Source organism: Bradyrhizobium sp. S3.12.5, from assembly GCF_040548225.1.
In the GTDB taxonomy this organism is placed as follows: Bacteria; Pseudomonadota; Alphaproteobacteria; order Rhizobiales; family Xanthobacteraceae; genus Bradyrhizobium; species Bradyrhizobium cytisi.
The window spans coordinates 26,730-44,433 of record NZ_JBEPRF010000010.1 but is presented as its reverse complement, the minus strand read 5'-3'; the positions used below and the strand labels follow the sequence as shown (position 1 = coordinate 44,433).

17 protein-coding genes are annotated in these 17,704 nt (G+C 64.2%); 13 read left to right on the top strand and 4 right to left on the bottom strand.

All coding sequences use genetic code 11. The annotated features are described in order from the left end of the window. Nucleotides 1-59: 59 nt before the first annotated feature. From ABIC09_RS16090 to ABIC09_RS16075, 4 genes are all read left to right on the top strand, one after another. Complete coding sequence (locus ABIC09_RS16090) at nucleotides 60-1,418, top strand: pyruvate dehydrogenase complex dihydrolipoamide acetyltransferase (RefSeq protein ID WP_354109869.1); 1,359 nt, start codon at nucleotides 60-62, stop codon at nucleotides 1,416-1,418. Between the two features lie 131 nt (nucleotides 1,419-1,549). Next, on the top strand, nucleotides 1,550-2,971 hold the full coding sequence (gene lpdA, locus ABIC09_RS16085; protein ID WP_354036997.1) for a dihydrolipoyl dehydrogenase: 1,422 nt from the start codon (nucleotides 1,550-1,552) through the stop codon (nucleotides 2,969-2,971). A gap of 74 nt (nucleotides 2,972-3,045) precedes the next feature. After that, on the top strand, nucleotides 3,046-4,287 hold the full coding sequence (locus ABIC09_RS16080; protein WP_354109868.1) for a threonine synthase: 1,242 nt from the start codon (nucleotides 3,046-3,048) through the stop codon (nucleotides 4,285-4,287). Nucleotides 4,288-4,374: 87 nt separating this feature from the next. After that, nucleotides 4,375-5,346 (top strand): tripartite tricarboxylate transporter substrate binding protein BugD, encoded by a 972-nt coding sequence (locus ABIC09_RS16075; RefSeq protein WP_354109867.1) that lies wholly within the window; start codon nucleotides 4,375-4,377, stop codon nucleotides 5,344-5,346. A 32-nt stretch (nucleotides 5,347-5,378) separates the two neighbouring features. Here ABIC09_RS16075 and ABIC09_RS16070 read toward each other — a convergent pair whose 3' ends face one another. The 3 genes from ABIC09_RS16070 to ABIC09_RS16060 all read right to left on the bottom strand — a co-directional run bounded on the left by ABIC09_RS16070 (nucleotide 5,379) and on the right by ABIC09_RS16060 (nucleotide 8,955). After that, nucleotides 5,379-5,765 (bottom strand): response regulator transcription factor, encoded by a 387-nt coding sequence (locus ABIC09_RS16070; protein WP_187435143.1) that lies wholly within the window; start codon nucleotides 5,763-5,765, stop codon nucleotides 5,379-5,381. A gap of 86 nt (nucleotides 5,766-5,851) precedes the next feature. Further along, a complete protein-coding gene (locus tag ABIC09_RS16065; RefSeq protein WP_502917676.1) occupies nucleotides 5,852-6,442 on the bottom strand; it encodes a response regulator transcription factor in 591 nt (196 codons plus the stop codon). Nucleotides 6,443-6,519: 77 nt separating this feature from the next. Then, nucleotides 6,520-8,955 (bottom strand): PAS domain S-box protein, encoded by a 2,436-nt coding sequence (locus ABIC09_RS16060; RefSeq protein WP_354109865.1) that lies wholly within the window; start codon nucleotides 8,953-8,955, stop codon nucleotides 6,520-6,522. A gap of 720 nt (nucleotides 8,956-9,675) precedes the next feature. Here ABIC09_RS16060 and ABIC09_RS16055 point away from each other — a divergent pair. After that, nucleotides 9,676-10,074 (top strand): hypothetical protein, encoded by a 399-nt coding sequence (locus ABIC09_RS16055; RefSeq protein WP_246230135.1) that lies wholly within the window; start codon nucleotides 9,676-9,678, stop codon nucleotides 10,072-10,074. Nucleotides 10,075-10,396: 322 nt separating this feature from the next. Then, complete coding sequence (locus tag ABIC09_RS16050; protein ID WP_354083016.1) at nucleotides 10,397-10,609, top strand: hypothetical protein; 213 nt, start codon at nucleotides 10,397-10,399, stop codon at nucleotides 10,607-10,609. 84 nt (nucleotides 10,610-10,693) lie between these two features. Here the strand turns inward: ABIC09_RS16050 and ABIC09_RS16045 are convergent, their stop codons facing one another. Continuing rightward, nucleotides 10,694-12,871, bottom strand: a complete 2,178-nt coding sequence (locus ABIC09_RS16045; RefSeq protein WP_354109864.1) for a lytic transglycosylase domain-containing protein — start codon at nucleotides 12,869-12,871, stop codon at nucleotides 10,694-10,696. Between the two features lie 325 nt (nucleotides 12,872-13,196). Here ABIC09_RS16045 and ABIC09_RS16040 point away from each other — a divergent pair, with 325 nt between their 5' ends. From ABIC09_RS16040 to ABIC09_RS16010, 7 genes are all read left to right on the top strand, one after another. Then, nucleotides 13,197-14,933, top strand: a complete 1,737-nt coding sequence (locus ABIC09_RS16040; RefSeq protein ID WP_354109863.1) for an adenylate/guanylate cyclase domain-containing protein — start codon at nucleotides 13,197-13,199, stop codon at nucleotides 14,931-14,933. Nucleotides 14,934-15,038: 105 nt separating this feature from the next. Continuing rightward, nucleotides 15,039-15,215 carry a hypothetical protein gene (locus tag ABIC09_RS16035; protein ID WP_187435144.1) on the top strand — a complete coding sequence of 59 codons (177 nt, stop codon included), beginning with the start codon at nucleotides 15,039-15,041 and terminating at the stop codon, nucleotides 15,213-15,215. A 209-nt stretch (nucleotides 15,216-15,424) separates the two neighbouring features. Then, on the top strand, nucleotides 15,425-15,637 hold the full coding sequence (locus ABIC09_RS16030; RefSeq protein WP_148753751.1) for a hypothetical protein: 213 nt from the start codon (nucleotides 15,425-15,427) through the stop codon (nucleotides 15,635-15,637). A 150-nt stretch (nucleotides 15,638-15,787) separates the two neighbouring features. Then, nucleotides 15,788-16,045: a hypothetical protein gene (locus tag ABIC09_RS16025; protein WP_148753752.1), complete on the top strand. Its 258-nt coding sequence runs from the start codon at nucleotides 15,788-15,790 to the stop codon at nucleotides 16,043-16,045. Between the two features lie 216 nt (nucleotides 16,046-16,261). Then, complete coding sequence (locus tag ABIC09_RS16020) at nucleotides 16,262-16,552, top strand: hypothetical protein (RefSeq protein WP_354109862.1); 291 nt, start codon at nucleotides 16,262-16,264, stop codon at nucleotides 16,550-16,552. 2 nt (nucleotides 16,553-16,554) lie between these two features. Beyond that, complete coding sequence (locus tag ABIC09_RS16015) at nucleotides 16,555-16,761, top strand: CbtB domain-containing protein (RefSeq protein WP_354109861.1); 207 nt, start codon at nucleotides 16,555-16,557, stop codon at nucleotides 16,759-16,761. 10 nt (nucleotides 16,762-16,771) lie between these two features. Beyond that, nucleotides 16,772-17,542: a CbtA family protein gene (locus tag ABIC09_RS16010; protein ID WP_354036984.1), complete on the top strand. Its 771-nt coding sequence runs from the start codon at nucleotides 16,772-16,774 to the stop codon at nucleotides 17,540-17,542. Nucleotides 17,543-17,704: the final 162 nt, after the last annotated feature.

Genomic DNA, 17,704 nt, shown 5'->3' with positions numbered 1-17,704 from the left:
TGGTCTGCTCGTCTTCGCTGTCGGAGACGACGTTTTGCAAAATTCTTCTTGAGGTCAGCATGCCCATCAACATCCTGATGCCCGCTCTTTCGCCGACGATGGAGAAGGGCAACCTCGCCAAGTGGCTGAAGAAGGAAGGCGACAAGGTCAAATCCGGCGATATCATCGCCGAGATCGAGACCGACAAGGCGACAATGGAGGTCGAGGCCATCGACGAGGGCACGATCGCCAGGATCCTCGTGCCTGAGGGCACGCAGGACGTGCCGGTCAATGACGTGATCGCGGTGCTTGCCGGCGAAGGTGAGGACGTGAAGGCCGCTGGTGCCGCCAAGCCCAGCGCGTCGGCCGCGCCTCCGAAAGCCGCTGCTGCGCCTGCTGCCGCTCCTGCTGCCGCTCCTGCGCCTGCCGTCCCCAAGGCTCCGCCGCCTGCTGCCGCTGCTTCGGCGCCGCAGGCCGCTGCTGCACCGGTTGCGCAGAGCAACGGCCAGGGCGGCCGCGTGTTCTCCTCGCCGCTGGCGCGCCGCATCGCCAAGGAAGTTGGCATCGATGTCGGCATGGTCATCGGCACCGGTCCGCGCGGCCGCGTCGTTGCGCGCGACGTCGAGCAGGCCAAGTCCGGCAAGGGTCTCAAGGCACCCGCCGCGGCGCCGTCCGGTGCACCCTCGATTGCCCCGACCATGTCGGACAAGCAGATCCTCTCGCTATTCGAGCCCGGCTCCTACGAGGTCGTCCCGCATGACGGCATGCGCCGCACCATCGCGCAACGCCTGACCGCCTCGATCCAGAACGTCCCGCACTTCTACCTGACCATCGACTGCGACATCGGCAAGCTGCTCGCCGCGCGCGAGGAGATCAATGCCGCTGCTCCGAAGGACAAGGAGAAGAAGCCGCTCTACAAGATCTCGGTCAACGACTTCGTCATCAAGGCGATGGCGGTCGCGCTCCAGAAGATACCGAACTGCAATGTGAGCTGGACCGAAAGCGGCATGGTCAAGCACCACCATTCCGACGTCGGCGTTGCCGTGGCGATGCCCGGCGGCCTGATCACGCCGATCATCCGCAAGGCCGAGACCAAGACGCTCTCCACCATCTCCAACGAGATGAAGGATTTTGCCGCACGGGCGCGTTCTCGCAAGCTGAAGCCCGAGGAATATCAGGGCGGCACCACCGCAGTCTCCAACCTCGGCATGTTCGGCATCAGCCACTTCACCGCCGTGATCAATCCGCCGCACGCCACCATTTTGGCGGTCGGCACCAGCGAGGAGCGGCCCGTCGTGCGCGGCGGCAAGATCGAGATCGCGAACATGATGAGCGTGACGCTGTCCTGCGATCACCGCGCCATCGACGGCGCGCTCGGCGCCGAGCTGATCGGCGCCTTCAAGCAGCTGATCGAAAATCCCGTCATGATGATGGTGTGAGCCGAGAACGGTGGATACGTAGGGTGGGCAAAGGCGCAAGGCGCCGTGCCCACCTTATTTCATAGCGTTAGACGGCGGTGGGCACGCTTCGCTTTGCCCACCCTACGAATTTAAGTTGAATGGGAGCCGCAATGGCCGACACATCCTTCGACGTCATCATCATCGGCTCCGGTCCCGGCGGCTATGTCACCGCGATCCGCGCCGCGCAGCTCGGTCTCAAGACCGCGATCGTCGAGAAAGCCTATCTCGGTGGCATCTGCCTGAATTGGGGCTGCATCCCGACCAAGGCGCTGCTACGCTCCGCCGAGATCTACCACTACATGCAGCATGCCAAGGATTACGGCCTGTCAGCTGAGAAGGTGTCGTTCGATCCGAAGGCGGTGGTGCAGCGTTCGCGCGGCGTCTCCAAGCGGCTGAACGACGGCGTCGGCTTCCTGATGAAGAAGAACAAGGTGAGCGTGATCTGGGGCGCCGCCTCGATCGATGCCCCCGGCAAGGTCACCGTGAAGAAGTCCGACGTCGAGGCACCGAAGGGGACCCTCGGCGAGGGGAGCTACCAGGCCAAGCACATCATCGTCGCGACCGGCGCGCGTCCGCGCGTGCTGCCGGGGCTCGAGCCCGACAAGAAGCTGATCTGGACCTATTTCGAGGCGATGGTGCCGGAGCGGATGCCGAAGTCGCTGCTGGTGGTCGGCTCGGGCGCGATCGGCATCGAGTTCGCCTCGTTCTTCCACACCATGGGTTCTGACGTCACCGTCGTCGAGGTGCTGCCTCAGATCCTTCCCGTCGAGGACGCCGAGATCGCAGGCCTCGCCCGCAAGCGCCTGGAGAAGCAGGGCATCAAGATCATGTCCTCGACCAAGGTGACCAAGCTCGAGAAGAAGGCCGACAGCGTCGTCGCCACGATTGATGACGGCAAGGGCAAGCCGGCCACGACCGAGTTCGAGCGCGTGATCTCGGCGGTCGGCGTGGTCGGCAATATCGAAAATCTCGGGCTCGAAAAGCTTGGCGTCAAAACCGACCGCGGCTGCATCGTGATCGACGGCTACGGCAAGACCAACGTCCCCGGCATCTATGCCATCGGCGATGTCGCCGGCCCCCCGATGCTCGCGCACAAGGCCGAGCATGAAGGCGTGATCTGCGTCGAGGCGATCAAGGGCCTGCATCCGCATCCCATGGACAAGAACCTGATCCCGGGTTGCACCTATTGCCAGCCGCAGGTTGCCTCCGTCGGTCTCACCGAAGCCAAGGCCAAGGAAAACGGCCGTGAGATCCGCGTCGGCCGCTTCCCTTTCGTCGGCAACGGCAAGGCCATCGCGCTTGGCGAGGACCAGGGCCTGGTCAAGGTGATCTTTGACAAGAAGACCGGCCAGCTGCTCGGCGCCCACATGGTCGGTGCGGAGGTCACGGAGCTGATCCAGGGTTATGTCGTAGCCATGAATCTGGAGACCACGGAAGAAGAGCTGATGCACACGGTGTTCCCGCATCCGACCCTGTCGGAGATGATGAAGGAAGCCGTGCTGGATGCTTATGGGCGAGTGCTGAATATTTGACGGGCGCCATCGCCGCCCACCGCTCGCAATGACGGCGGCGAGAGCCGTTTGCAAAATAAGAAGGAAATCACCCCATGCACGACAATGACAACCTGACCATCGAGCGCCCGACCTTCGTCACGCATCTGGAATGCGCGATGGAGGGTGATCATTATGCCGCGGATCAGGTCCACAACCTTTCCAAGGCCGGCAAGCCGCTGCTGGTGCGTTACGACCTCGCCGGTGTGAAGAAGGCACTGACCAAGGACGCGCTGGCCCAGCGTCCCGCCGACATGTGGCGCTATCGCGAGCTGCTGCCGGTGCGCAAATGCAAGGACATCGTCTCGCTCGGCGAAGTCACCACGCCCCTGATCCGGCTGCCCAAGCTCGGCCAGAAGCTCGGCGGCGGCGAGATCATCGTGAAGGACGAGGGTCGGCTGCCGACCGGCTCGTTCAAGGCGCGCGGCCTCGTGATGGCGGTGTCGATGGGCAAGGCGCTCGGCATCAAGCATATGGCGATGCCGACCAACGGCAACGCCGGTGCGGCGCTCGCGGCCTATGCAACCTCCTGCGGCATCAAGACCACGATCTTCTGCCCGGCCGATACGCCCGAGGTGAATGTCAGCGAGATCGAGCTGCAGGGCGCGACCGTCTACCGCGTCAACGGCTATATCGACGATTGCGGCAAGATCGTTGGCGAGGGCAAAGCAAAAGTGGGCTGGTTCGACACCTCGACCTTGAAAGAGCCGTACCGCATCGAAGGCAAGAAGACGATGGGGCTGGAGCTTGCCGAGCAGCTCGGCTGGGACGTGCCCGACGTGATCTTCTATCCGACCGGCGGCGGCACCGGCCTGATCGGCATGTGGAAGGCTTTCGACGAGCTCGAGAAGATCGGCTTCGTCGGCTCGAAGCGCCCGCGCATGGTCGCGGTGCAGGCTTCGGGCTGTGCGCCGATGGTGCGCGCCTATGAGGCCGGCACCGAGCACGCCACGCGCTGGGAGGATGCCCACACCATCGCATCCGGCATCCGCGTGCCGCAGGCGATCGGCGACTTCCTGATTTTGCGCGCGGTGCGGCAGAGCAAGGGTTTTGCCATCGCGGTCGACGACGACAAGATCTCGGCGGCGCTGAACGAAGTGGCGCGCGAGGAGGGGCTGTTGCTGTGCCCGGAGGGCGCCGCAACTTATGCCGCCTACAAGGACAGCCTCGCCGACGGCCGTGTCGGCAAGACCGACCGCGTGATGTTGTTCAACTGCGCGACCGGCCTGAAATACCCGCTGCCGCCGGTCACCCGCACGCTCGATCGCCACAAGCCGATCGACTACACACAGTTCTAGCGCGTCATTTCATCTCTTCACGAACGACCTCTCTTCCCGTACGCGGGAAGAGATAAAAGCAAAAACGACATCGTTGGGGAGAACACAATGAACAAGGCCGTCTGGGCCGGGCTGATCGGTATTCTCGCTCTCGCAGGCAGCGTGCGCGCCGACGATTATCCGTCGCATCCCATCACTATCATCGTGCCCTTCGCAGCTGGCGGTCCGTCCGACGCGATGGCGCGCGTGCTCGCCGAGCGCATGCGCACCTCGCTCGGCCAGCCCTTGGTGATCGAGAACGTCACCGGCGCCGGCGGCTCGATCGGGGTGGGGCGCGCCGTGCATTCGCCGCCGGACGGCTACACCATCTCCTTCGGCCATCTCGGCACCCACGTCGCCAACGGCGCCGTCTACAAGCTCAATTACGATCTCGTCTCCGATCTCGAGCCGGTGGTGCTGCTGCCGAGCAACCCGATGATCGTGGTCAGCAAGAACGCGGTGCCCGCAACCTCGCTGAAGGAGCTGCTGGCTTGGCTGAAATCGCGGCCGTCGCCGCCGACGGCCGGCACGGCTGGCGCCGGATCCGGCAGCCACATCGCCGGCGTCTATTTCGAGAGCATCTCCGGCATCAAGCTGCAGTACGTGCCGTATCGCGGCACCGCGCCCGCACTGAACGATCTGATCGCCGGCCAGATCGATGTCATCGTCGACCAGACCTCCAACTCCATCAACCAGGTGCGGGCCGGCACCATCCGCGCCTACGCCATCACCGACGACAAGCGCCTGGCTTCGGCGCCCGACATCCCGACCGCGGATGAAGCGGGCCTGAAGGGCTTCAACATGACGCTGTGGTCGGGCCTGTGGGTGCCGAAGGGCACGCCGAAGGAGATCGTCACCAAGCTCAATGCGGCGGCCGTAGAAGCGCTGAGCGATCCTGCCGTGAAGAAGCAGCTCGAGGGCCAGGGCCTGGAGATGACGCCGCAGGATCAGCTCACGCCCGAAGCCCTCGGCGCGCGTCAGAAGGCCGAGATCGCAAAATGGTGGCCGATCATCAAGGCCGCCAACATCACGGTGGATTGAGCACCTTATCGCCGGGGCTCGGCGCCGGCGTATCACGTCTCGGTTTTATCGGAGCCGGACAGGGCCATCCGCAGACATTCAAGCAGAGCCGGCGTGGAGAAGGGCTTCGCGAGAAAGCAGATAGCGCCCGCTTTCAGCGCGCGGTCGCGCACGGCATCGTCGGGAAAGGCCGTCATGAAGATGAACGGCGTGTGGTGACCGAGGCTGCGCATGTGCATCAAGAGCTCAACGCCGCCCATGACCGCCATCTGCACATCCGCGATCACGCAGGACGTTGTCTTCAGTTCGGCCGATTGAAGAAATTCGTCAGCGGAGCGAAAGATGTTGACCGTGTATCCCCGCGACGTCAGCAGATTGTTCGTCGCAAGGCGGACTGATCGATCATCGTCAATGACGGAAATAGCCGAGGGGATTGACAAGATGATCGCTCCTGATCGGGGAGCCGCCGATCACGGTGCCGCATCTGGCGGAAGGTGGGCTCTTGGAGCGAGCTTGAAAAGCATACTTAGGTTTGCACCTTTCTTCCCGGGCGTGAGATTCCGAGCGCCTCCACCATTCTGACGAGGTCGGCCAACGACTTGGCGCCCATTTTCCGCATGATCTGTCCGCGATAGATCTTGACGGTAATCTCTGCCAATCCGAGCTCGGCAGCGACTTGCTTGTTCATCAGACCGGACGCCACCAGGATGAGGATGTCGCGCTGGCGCGCGCTCAAACCCTCGAAGCGGGACCGCACTCCCGCAACCGACTCCTCGATATTGCGCCGCCTGCGATCCCGTTCGATCGCGGCCTGAACCGCATCCAGCATGTCCTGGTCGCGCACCGGCTTGGTCAGAAAATCGATGGCGCCGCTCTTCATGGCCCTGACGGTCATCGGAATATCGCCATGACCGGTGATGAAGATAATGGGCGTGTGAATGTTCGCCTTCGCGAGGTCCGACTGCAGGTCAAATCCGCTCGAGCCCGGCAGGCGGATGTCGAGCACAAGGCAGCTGGGGACCGCCGGTGGCTTGGCTTCCATGATCTCCGCCGCCGAGCCGAAAGCCTCGACCCTGAGGCCGACGGATTGAAAGAGGTTCGTGAGCGCACGGCGCATCGATGGATCGTCATCGACGATCAAGACGATCGCATCGTCGACGCTTGTCCGCGCCGTCGCGGCCTTGGGAAGGTCGGTCACGACGTGTCCTCGATCGGCAAGGGCAGGGCAATCTGGAATGTTGCACCGCTCCCGTCATTGGGGAAGGCCGAGAGCCGGCCCGCGTGAGCCTCGATGATCGATCGGCAGATCGACAGTCCCATCCCCAGGCCGCTCGGCTTTGTCGTGAAGAAAGGTGTGAAGATGCGCTCCGTCGCGCCGTTGCCAAGGCCAACTCCGCGATCTGTCACGGTCACGAGCATGCGGCCTTCGCCGTGCTCGCTCACCTGGCTGGAGCGGATCGCAAGCTCGCGCGGGCGTTCCACATTGGCGTGCATGGCTTCAATCCCGTTCATGACCAGATTGATCAGCACCTGCTGCAGCTGGATCCGGTCGCCGCAAACCCGGGGCAGAGCGGACGCCAGCTCCATTCGCACCGACACAGCATGGGTGGCAAGCTCGCGCCGAACGAGCGCCACCGTCTCCCTGACGAGCTGGTTCATGTCGAGTGGAGCCATCTCGATCTCGGTCTTCTTGGCAAGCGCTCTGATCCGGCGGATCACCTCGCTGGCGCGATTGGCGTCCTCGACGATCCATTCCACGGAACGGCGCGCGGCATTCAGTTCGACCGGCTCGCGGTCGATCCATCCGATGCAGGCATCCGCATTGGAGATCACGGCGGCTAAGGGTTGATTGATCTCGTGGGCAATCGAGGCCGCGAGTTCGCCGAGCATCGTGACGCGCGTGACGTGAGCAAGCTCGGCTTGCGCTTTGCGCAGTGCTTCTTCGGCCTGCTCGGCTCGGATCGCCGCCGTCACGTCGCTGCTGACGCCACGATAGCCGAGAAAGTTGCCGTTCGCATCGTGCAAGGGCTTGCCGCTGGTGCGCACGTAGATTGGAGATCCGTTGCGATCCTTGCTTCGGTACACCAGGTCGCGAAACGGAAGATGGGCATCGAGCGTCGCGCGATGCCGCTCCCACTTCTCGGGCTCGAGCTCGGCGTCGGGCGGAATGTCCCAACGGGCGAGACCGATCACGCCCGTGGGCACGGCACCGGCCGTATCGGCATGTTCCGAGATCCGTGTGATACGGTGGTCCGGCCCGGTCTCCCAAAACCAGTCCGATGCGGTTTCGGCATAGTCGCGGAATCGCTGCTCGGATTGCTTGAGCTCGTCAAAGGCCTTTCGCAGCGCTTGTTTTGCAGCAAACTGCTCGGTGACGTCCACGTGGGTGCCGATGATTTCCATCACATCGCCGTCCCCGCCGATGACGGGATGCCCCTCCGTATGGACGTGTCTTACCAAACCGTCCGGACGCATAATCCGAAAATCAACTTCGAAAGGCTGCTTTTGCTGGATTGCCTGACGTTCCATATCGACAATCCGGCCAAAGTCTTCGGCGAGGATCCGCTGTTGGAAAGCCCGTGCCGACAGATCGATCTGGTCCGGGTCGAATCCAAACAAGCGGTAGAGTTCGGCCGATCGGTAAGCGAACTCCTGGCGACGCACGTCCCAGGCCCAGCTGCTGGTATGGCTGAGGCGCTGGGCTTCGGTCAAATAGGCCTCGCTGCGGCGCAACCTCTGTTCCGCTTCCTTCGCAGTCGTGACGTCAGTGACGGCTCCGACAAACTCGATGTGCCCGGATCCATGTCTCACCGCGCGTGCCACGGAATGGAGATATTTGATTGATCCATCGGGCATCAGCAGGCGATACTCATGGTCGAAATCCTCCACGTCGCGGAAGGCACGATCGAGGGTCTTGCTGACCGCATCGCGATCTTCCGGATGGATGCGCTGGAAAACGAAATCCAGGGTCGGCTTTACCTCCGGATCACATTGGAAGATGCGAAAGGTCTCCCTGGACCAGACGGCCTCGCGGGTTGCCAGACTCAAGCCGAAGCTGCCGGTGCGGCTCAATTCCTGAGCTTGGGCAAGGTAGGCCTCGCTCTGTCGCAGCGCATCCTCCGCCTCCTTGCGCTGGGTGATGTTCTCGCAGGCGACCAGCACGAGGGGCGTACCGTCGCCGCGCAGCATGGCCTTGGCGTTTTCACGGACCCAGAGAACCGAGCCGTCCTTCCGGATCTTGCGAATCTCCCAGGTGTGCGACTGGTCCACGGTTTCCAGGCACAGCCCGACACAGCGACGGACGAAATCGCGGTCCTCTTCGAAGAAGACGTTCAGCACGGATTGGCCGGTCAGCTCGGCCGCGGTGTAGCCCAGTTGCGCGGCGCCAAATGGATTCACGTTGAGCACCGTTCCGGCGGGATCGACCATGAAGTACATGACCGGATTGTGCTCGAACACCTGTCGCCATTGCTTTACGGCGTCGCGCAGGTCGGCGTTATCCTGCCGCCGGCCTTCTCCAGCCGCGGGCTCGTCTTTCGCTGCATTGCCGAGAGATCGAAGCGCCGCAAGGCCGCCGAGCAGGAATTGCGCGGCCGAGTTCCCTAATTTTGCGATCTGGCCAGGCATCATCGCAGGCGTCCCGGCCCGCTTGGGGGCAGGGCGAGTAGAGCACTTTGCTCCAAGAGGGGCAATTCCGATCAAAGCGGGATTTCCGCACCGGAAATTCGCGGCCTCCGTGCAGCTTGCCAGGCTTGCGCCGTCTCGTTGCGCGCGGGCGAAACTCCGGAAAACTACCGGACAAACCTATGTATAGGTCGCGCAACCCTAGTCATACGCTGCATTTACTTCCGTACAATTGAGCGGCCCGCCGCATGGGGACTAGTCTCACCGTCAATCCAGTGGAGTCGATCGCGAAGCACGAACCGTCGAGTAGCTCGGTGTCGTGCACCCAAGAGGCCTGCTTCGCCTTCGCCGGCGCCTGACTTGCCGATGATCTGGCCGGTCATGATTGAGAAGCCGCATTTCGTTGACGAACGTGATGACCGTGCATCAGCGCCCGTGGGAGCCTGGACCATCAGAGGCACCCATCAGAGGCGAAGAGGAGAGGATCATGTGCGATAAGCCCGAACACTCCGAGCGCCCTTCTGCCGCAAAAAGCTGCGCCGTCTGCAGCGGGAAGTTCGGCCTGATCCGGTATTATTCCTGGCGAGCGCCGCTCTGCTCCCGGAAATGTCTCGATCGCTTCAGGGCGCGCCGTGAGCGCGACCGCCGCTGGCTGTTCCGGTTCCAGGCGGCGTAAGGACCAGCCGCGGGGACCGTCACCAGGAAACTTCCGAACCAGGAGGCTACGTGTTGAACCGTGTCGGCAAGCTCCTCCTGGCGATCGCGCTGCCGCTTCCCCTGATGACGGGCGTGAAGGCCGACGAGGTTGGACCGGATGCTGCACATCGTCACCATCCGCCTCAGGACGAGCTTCTGCACGAGAAGTTTTATTCGAGCTGGCACATGCCCGACAATCCGGTGCTGAGCTGCTGCAACAGCGCGGATTGCTACCCGACCGAGATCCGCTATGTCGACGGCAAGATCTACGCGCGGCGCCGGGAGGACGGGAAATACATCCTGATCCCGGTCCAGAAAGTCGAGCGAAACAGGGACAATCCCGACGGCCGCAACCATCTTTGCGCGCCGCCGCCGTCCGCTTCCCTGGTCGATACGGTCTATTGCTTCGCGCTGGGAGGTGCCACGTGAGGTTCATATTGGTGAACGGCAGGACCCCTTTCCGCAAGACGTTCTGTCTGTGGTGCTGCGAGGAGATCAGCGGCAGCTATTTGCGCGACGTCCGAACGCTGCTGCCCTACTGCGACCACGAATGCTACGCGCTTCATCACGAAGCGTTGGCGCCGATCGGGGAGCGTGTGCGAGCGGCGTCCTGAGGAGAGAACCGGTCGAGGCGGCAAGAGAGGGCACGACGTTGAGATTCATGCTCGTCAATCAGGAAACACCTCGCCTCGGCGCTACCTGTAGCGCCTGCGCCCGGCCGCTGGGCGCGAGTTACCTCCGGCATGCCTCCATGCAAGAGCGGTACTGCGACTATGACTGCTACCGGCAGCAGGCAACCATGGAGATATTCTGGCCCTACCGCAGTTCGCTCGAGGCGATCACGGTGCTCACGGCCATTTCGGCCTGGAGCTTGATGATGCAGATGGGCGCACTCTCGCGCTCGCTGACCGAAGCCTATCTGCGCGCGCACGACCTTCTGACCACGGAAGGAGGTGACGGCTGACCCCACGATGCCGGCCGCGCAGAGCCGTCGGCCGCAGTCACCCCGTCCAGCTTCGCGCCGCGCTCCAGCCCCGGCGGTGCGGGCCTAGGGCGAGGGGGCTGCGGCCGATGCCGTCGGTGCCGCACCCACGTCTTGTGACGTGACACGCTGGACGTCCTTGCCGGCCACCATACCGCTGCCCTCGAAGCGGGCCCGGTAAACCAGCACGTTCTCCATCACCCGCTGCACGTAGTTGCGCGTCTCCGACAGCGGGATGCGCTCGACCCAGTCGACCGGATCGATCTTGGGATCTCTGGGGTCGCCGTGGGCCTGCACCCATTCGCGCACCCGGCCGCGGCCGGCATTGTAGCCGGCGAAGGTCATGATCTGGTTGCCGCGATATTCCGACAGCAACGCGCTGAGCTCGGCGGCACCCATCTGCGTGTTGTAGACGGGATCGGAGACCATCCTGTCCCAGTCATAGGTCACGCCGAAGCGCTTTGCTGTATCGCGGCCGGCTTCGGGCGTTACCTGCATGAGCCCGACGGCATTGGCGGCCGACTTGTCGCGCTGGTTGAACGAGCTCTCGGTGCGCGCCACTGAATAGATCACGCTGGTCTCGATCGCGGGCGCGACCTGCTTATGTTCAGGAATGCCGATCGTCGGGAAGGCGTAATGGTCCAGCGCCAGCCCGCGCGCCAGCGCCGACTTGCCGACCTCGAGCATGACGCGCGCATCGTTGCGCCGGCCGGCGAGCTCGCCGAGCGCTTCGAGCGCCGCGACGTCGGTGCTCTCCTTGGCGAAATCCTCGGCGTAGTAATACACCGTGTCGCGCTCTCCGATGCCGTACAGCATGTCGGCGGCGCGCACGCGCTCGTCCGTGGCCGGCGTGCCGACGGAGGCCAGCACGGGCGAGGGCGCCCGCAGCTCGATTCCCTCGAGGCCGAGGCGTGCACGGGCGAGCTGGCCGTAATAGGCGGTTGGATAGCGCGCGGCGGCCCTGTAGCTCATGCGCGCGTCGGCTGTGGCCCCCATGGCTTCGGCGGCGCGCCCGCGCCAGTAATGGGCGCGCGATAGCGCGAGCGGATTGGGCGAGCCCTCGTCGATCGCCGCAAAGTGCATCATCGCGGTCTTGGGATCGTCGAGATAGCGCAGCGCGATCCAGCCGCACATGAAGTGATAGTCGACGCGATAGACCTCCATCGCCGGCACCGCGGCGGCGCGCACCACATCATAGGCCGTCCCGGACTTGCCCTGGTCGAGCAGTTTTCGCGCCAGGAGGCGGCGCTCGCGCCACCAGGCATCGGTATCCTGCACCGCCATGGTGTCGGGCGCCGCAGCGAGGATCACCTCGGCCGCATCGTCGATGCGGTCCTTCTGGAGATGCCATTGCGCGCGGCAGAGGACATAGCCGAGGTCGCGGCGAGCATCGGCCGAGACGTCTTCGAGGTAGTCCTTGGCCTTGTTCTCCTTGCCGTTGACCGCCGAGCAGGCCTTGACGATCGCGAGCGCGTCCTCGCCGAGCCGCTTGGCCGCACGCCTTGCGCCGGCGTAGTCCTTGGCGCCAAGGCGCTTGTCCATGCGGGCGCGATGATCCTCGGCGGTCAGGAGGTCGCGGAACGCTGCGTAGGAATCCTCCTCGCTGCGCTCGGACAGTTCCTCCGAGCGCCAGGCCTCACGCACCAGACGCGCGGCCCTGTCGCTGTCGCCTTCGGCGAGCAGCACGCGGGCGAGCGCGAAACCGCCCTTGGCACTGGTGGGCCGGTCCATCGTGAAGGCGTGCACGGTGGCCGCATCGGTCTTCTCCTGCCACAGCCGCGCCTCGGCGCGCCGGCGCAGCAGCGCGGCGCTCGGCCAATCCGGATTGGCGGCGAGGAAGGCGGCGTAGCGCTTGAAATCCGCCGTGCTCTCGGAATGGCGCAGCATGAACCAGTCGGCGAGCTTTTGTCCGGCGGGATCGGCAATGCGGTCGCGCGCCGCGGTCGCATCATCAGTCTTGCCCTTGCGTGCAAGGTCGATCGCGTCCTTGAGCGCGGCGAGGTCGCCGGTCAGCGGCGGCGGGGCGGGCTTGTCCGCGGGCTCGTCGTCCTGCTTTTTCGACTTGCGCCTGGCCTCGGCATGTTTGCCGTGCTTGCCGGATTCAGCATGACGGTGCTTGCCGGTTTTGGCCTCATGCGTCTTCTTCGGCGCTGATGACTTGCTCTTCGCTGCCAGCTCCGTCGGAAGGAGGGCTACAGCGGCCATGGCAAACACACACGCGAGCGAGCGTAGGCACTGGTTCATTCCGTGGTTCCCCCCTGCGAAACCAGCACAAACCAAAGTCCGCGACGACATGCGGCCGAGAATCAAAACCCCATCAAGAACGATGACACGGCATCGTTTCGCATTCCTCACGCTGCCGCAACAATGCGGCAAAATACGGATGGAACGCGGGAACTTGCGCAACGGAGGATAAACGGAGAGCTCTTAACCTTCGTTAACGAATAGGGGTTTGCGCGACGGTTGCGGCAGCTCTTGGCGCGTGAACGGCCAGATTGCGCGTGTTCCCGGGCCCAAATTCGGTGTATTGGGTTCCCGAGCCTTCTTTCACCCCTTTTGCCCGCGCCTCATGCCGCTTTTCAACCAGTCGATCCGGCGCAAGATCGTCGGCATCGCCCTCGGATTGATCGTCCTGATGCTGGTCACCTCGATCCTGTCGATCGTGATGTCCAGCCAGGTCGGCATCCTCCTTGACGAGCTGACCAACCGCTACATCCCGGCCTACGGAGATCTCGCGCGCGCCAATATCCGTTCGCTGGAGCGGGCGGTAGCGCTGCGGCGCATGGTCATGATGAAGATGCAGTCGCCAACGGACGAGGAGGCCTATGCGGCGCGCTTGCGCGAGTTCGAGGACGCTGACCGCAAGATCGAGCAGGAGGCCGAGAGCGCACGCAAGCACATCAACGCGATCATCGACGATACCAGGACGCCTTCCGACAATGCCGCGCTGGCCCGGATCGAGACCCGGATCGAGACCGCCGTCATCGAGCTGCGCCGCGATCAGAACGAGGACCACGCAAAGCTGCTCAAGCAGATCGACGCCCAGCAGATGATAGAAGCCCGCAATACGCTGGAGCATATCGACGCGCTGCGCGACCAGTTCAACCAGAAGATCGACGCGATCCGGGCCGACATGCTGAAGCAGGTTTTCGTCTCTACGTCGCAGGTGATCCGCCACCAGCGGCAGGCGATCATCATTTCCGGCATCGTCACCGTCCTTGCGGCGGTGGTCGGATTTGCCTTTGCGCTGCTGGTCAGTAGCGGCATCACCCGCCCGGTGCGGCTGCTGCTCGCCGGCACTCGCGAGGTCGAGGCGGGCCGCTTCGACAAGGCCATCACGGTCTCGACCCAGGACGAGATCGGCGAGCTCGCGGCCGCATTCAACCGCATGATCGAGCAGTTGCGCCACAACGAGCGCATCCGCGAGACGTTCGGCCGCTATATCGATCCCAAGGTGGTGCAGGGCCTGATCGACCGGCCCGAGGTTGCCATCGACGGCCAGCGCCGGGTGATGACCATCATGTTCTCTGACATGAGCGGCTTCACCTCGATGAGCGAGGGCATGACCCCGCGCGGCCTGGTCAAGGTGATGAACCACTATTTCACGGTGATGTCCGCTCCGATCCGGAACAACCGTGGCGTGATCGACAAATATATCGGCGACGCCATCATGTCCTATTGGGGCCCGCCCTTCGTCGAGGAGGACGAGCAGGCGCTGCTCGCCGGGCTTACCGCCATCGATATGGCCGACGAAGTGCCCGCATTGCAGAAGCAATTGCCGGACCTGCTCGGCATCCGCGCCATGCCGGTGCCGTGCGATTTGCGCATCGGCATCGCCACTGGCGAGGTCCTGACCGGTAGCATCGGCTCCGAGCTGATGATGAGCTTTACGGTGATGGGCGACGCGGTGAACCTCGCCTCGCGGCTGGAGGCCGCCAACAAGGTCTACGGCACCCGCATCCTGATCTCGCAGGCGACCGCCGAGGCGATCGGCGCGCGCCTCGAATTGCGCGAGATCGACCGTCTCGCGGTGGTCGGCCAAAGCGTGCCGCAGCCCGTGTTCGAGGTGATGGGCAGGGCAGGCGCGCCCAATCCGCCGCAGGAGAGCTTGCGCGCGTACTATGCGGAAGGCCTTGCCGCCTATCGCGCGTGTCGTTTCGACGAGGCACGCAGCGCGTTCAACGCGGCGCTGGAGAGCGCTCCCGGCGACGGCCCGTCGCGCGCCTTGCTCGCCCGCATTGCACAGTTCGAGGCCAACCCGCCGGCAGCCGATTGGAACGGCGCTTGGCGGTTGGAGAGCAAATAGCCGTCCGCCCGCGAATAATTGATTCTACCCTATAACAATGTTCGCAATGACCTAATGTCTGGGCTTAGGTTAGTTGTCCTTGAGGCGTTTAATGGGGATACGCCGATGACAGAACTTGAGGACAGGCTGGAGCGGTTCGAGACGCTCACCGCCGAATGCGAGCTGATTGCCAAGCTCGCCACCGACAGCAAGAAGCGCGAGTTTTACCTGAAGCTCGGGGAGCAGTACCGCCAGCTTGCGGTGGACATGCGCCAGGCGATCGCGACCAAGGCGGCGGCCTGAAACGGCTTAAGGGTTCCAATTGGAACGAGGCACGACGCGGCATCCCTGCGTTTGCAGGATCGCGCGTGATCGCAAGCCGTTCTTAACAATTGAGACGCATCCTTGATGGGAAAGCGGGGAGTCGCGCATTGCGTCTCCCGGCGATGGGAATGCCTGGGGCAAGGTCGCCATGCGAAATTGCCTGTAGCTCGTTCGATGGTTGACATCCCATGCGTCTGCTTGCGGTCATCTTGTTTGCGCTTCTGACGGCAGCCTGCAACCAGGAGCAGGACGTCACGGGCTCGACACCGCTCTGCGCGCTGCGGAACTACAGCTCCTACAATCCCCGCGACATGAACCAGTGCGTTGCCGCCTGCAAGTCGTGTGACCACGGCAATACGGTCACGTGCACCACCTCCTGCACGCTCCGCGGCGCGCACTGAAAGCAAGGCATGCCGGCGAGGTCGCGCACGACACGCTGGCCTATGTGGCTATGAGCTCGCTCGGCGGTGCCGGGACACCGGAACGATCACGCAGGATGGTCATTACAGGATAGTCATTGGAGTAAGCGGGCAGGACACGGAGTCCTATGGATGGGTACGCTCGATCCCGGCCGGTTTCTCGTGTCTTGCTCGCATTGCGAGGCTTGGCCGATGGCGGCCAACGTCAAACGCGCGAGCTGGTCGGCGCAGCCGCATGAGGTTAGGTTCGTCTGTCCGCGCTGCCGCCGTGAGGAGACCGCGATCGTCTCTGCGTCCGGGCAGCTGTTACCGATCAAGCGCGTCGACATTCCCCCGCACGAGGTGACCGCGGCCTGGGCCCGGGCCCAACGCCTGCGCGGGCGAACCTAGGGTTTCGGCAGGTCGGTCGCCGAGAACATCATCCGCTGCCCGCTGATGGGCCGCACCGGCATCGGCCAGCTCGTCGATGCCGGCGAGCGAGCGGGCCATGATCAGGACGCGCGCGGAGCGTGAGCCGGCCTGATTGCGGGCTGGCGGAATTCGTCGATAGCTGTGGTAGGGTAGCGCCGGGAGTTCACCTATGGTGCTCACGGGGCGCGCGACAGATTGAGCAACGAGGTCCATTGGCGCGACGACATCGCGTCGCTGGTGTTTCCCGTCGCCGGACATGGCGCGATCTGCGCCGTGCACCGGGGCGCCTTCCGGACCTTGCTGGGCAGCGAGCCGACGCCGGACGCCTGCCTCGGCTATTTCCGGCAGTTTGAGGCCGCCTTTCGGGCCGCAGCCGGTGCCAAGATCGCCCGCAAGGGCATTTTGCCGGGGACGAGCCTGCATCTTACCAGTCGCGACATTGCCCGGAAGCTGCTAGAAGACGCGCAAATCGCCAACGGAGAATAGCCATGAGCCAGTCCCAGCTCGCAGACGCCCAGGTCACGGCCCAGGTCACGCTTCCGGTCGCCGCCGGGCAGGTGGGACGGCGGTCGCAGGCTCTGATGGCCATGGTGCTCGGCGTGTTCGTCGTCGGCATGGTCGGCTTCTCCCACATCGACGTCGTCCACAACGCCGCCCACGACGTGCGGCACTCGAACGCGTTCCCCTGCCACTAACCGGGGTGGCATGAGCACATTTCGCTCGATCGTCTTCGCGTCGGTCATTGCCGGTTTCATCGTCGGTCTCATCGTCACCGTCGTCCAGCAGTTCGGCACCGTCCCCCTGATCCTGAAGGCGGAAGTCTTCGAGAAGGCGGCGGAGGCGCACCAGCATGACACTCCGGCCACTGCGCAACCGGCAGCAGCCGGGCATGACCACGCAGGCCATGACCATGGCGCCGGCGGCCACGACCATGGCGCCGGGGCCTGGGAGCCGCGCGATGGTTTCGAGCGCAACGCCTATACTGCGGCCGCCAATATCCTGACCGCGATCGGATTCGCGCTGCTGCTGGCCGGCTTCTTCGCCGTGCGCAGCGGCGCTACGGGGGCCCTTGTGTCCTGGCATGAAGGCCTGCTGTGGGGCCTTGCGGGCTTTGCCGTCTTCACCCTGGCGCCCGGCCTCGGCCTGCCTCCGGAGCTGCCCGGCGTGCCCGCCGCGCCGCTTTTGTCGCGCCAGATCTGGTGGCTCGCCGCCGTGCTGGCCACGGCGGGAGGGCTCGCTTTGATCGCCTTCCGCCGCTCGGTGCCGGCCGCGGTCGCCGGCGTGATCCTGCTGACCCTGCCGCATCTGATCGGCGCACCGGAGCTCGCCAACATCGAGACCAACGTGCCGTCGTCGCTGACGCATCAGTTCGTCACGGCGGTAACGGTGACGAGCCTGGTGTTCTGGACCTTGCTCGGCGGTCTGACGAGCGCGATGTTCGCGCGTTTCGATCGCGGTGCGGACCAGCGCACCTAAAGCTTGCCCGTCGTCCCGACCGTCTCGACGAAGCCGAGCGGCCAAGCGCCCTGGACAAAGCCGGGGCGAGAGGGCGTCAATCGATTTCGTTCCATGGGATCGGCGAAATCTTTTCGCGGATCCGCTGATTGCACGCGATTGACAGCTTGGACTCCCGGGTTT

Bases quoted from the DNA above. Each gene is read 5' to 3' on its own strand.
- ABIC09_RS16090 (WP_354109869.1), top strand. From the start codon at position 60: ATGCCCATCAACATCCTGATGCCCGCTCTTTCGCCGACGATGGAGAAG.
- ABIC09_RS16075 (WP_354109867.1), top strand. From the start codon at position 4,375: ATGAACAAGGCCGTCTGGGCCGGGCTGATCGGTATTCTCGCTCTCGCA.
- ABIC09_RS16035 (WP_187435144.1), top strand. From the start codon at position 15,039: ATGACAGAACTTGAGGACAGGCTGGAGCGGTTCGAGACGCTCACCGCC.
- ABIC09_RS16050 (WP_354083016.1), top strand. From the start codon at position 10,397: ATGCAAGAGCGGTACTGCGACTATGACTGCTACCGGCAGCAGGCAACC.
- ABIC09_RS16030 (WP_148753751.1), top strand. From the start codon at position 15,425: ATGCGTCTGCTTGCGGTCATCTTGTTTGCGCTTCTGACGGCAGCCTGC.
- ABIC09_RS16065 (WP_502917676.1), bottom strand. From the start codon at position 6,442: ATGCGCCGTGCGCTCACGAACCTCTTTCAATCCGTCGGCCTCAGGGTC.
- ABIC09_RS16010 (WP_354036984.1), top strand. From the start codon at position 16,772: ATGAGCACATTTCGCTCGATCGTCTTCGCGTCGGTCATTGCCGGTTTC.
- ABIC09_RS16025 (WP_148753752.1), top strand. From the start codon at position 15,788: ATGGGTACGCTCGATCCCGGCCGGTTTCTCGTGTCTTGCTCGCATTGC.
- ABIC09_RS16040 (WP_354109863.1), top strand. From the start codon at position 13,197: ATGCCGCTTTTCAACCAGTCGATCCGGCGCAAGATCGTCGGCATCGCC.
- ABIC09_RS16045 (WP_354109864.1), bottom strand. From the start codon at position 12,871: ATGAACCAGTGCCTACGCTCGCTCGCGTGTGTGTTTGCCATGGCCGCT.
- ABIC09_RS16060 (WP_354109865.1), bottom strand. From the start codon at position 8,955: ATGATGCCTGGCCAGATCGCAAAATTAGGGAACTCGGCCGCGCAATTC.
- lpdA (WP_354036997.1), top strand. From the start codon at position 1,550: ATGGCCGACACATCCTTCGACGTCATCATCATCGGCTCCGGTCCCGGC.
- ABIC09_RS16015 (WP_354109861.1), top strand. From the start codon at position 16,555: ATGAGCCAGTCCCAGCTCGCAGACGCCCAGGTCACGGCCCAGGTCACG.
- ABIC09_RS16080 (WP_354109868.1), top strand. From the start codon at position 3,046: ATGCACGACAATGACAACCTGACCATCGAGCGCCCGACCTTCGTCACG.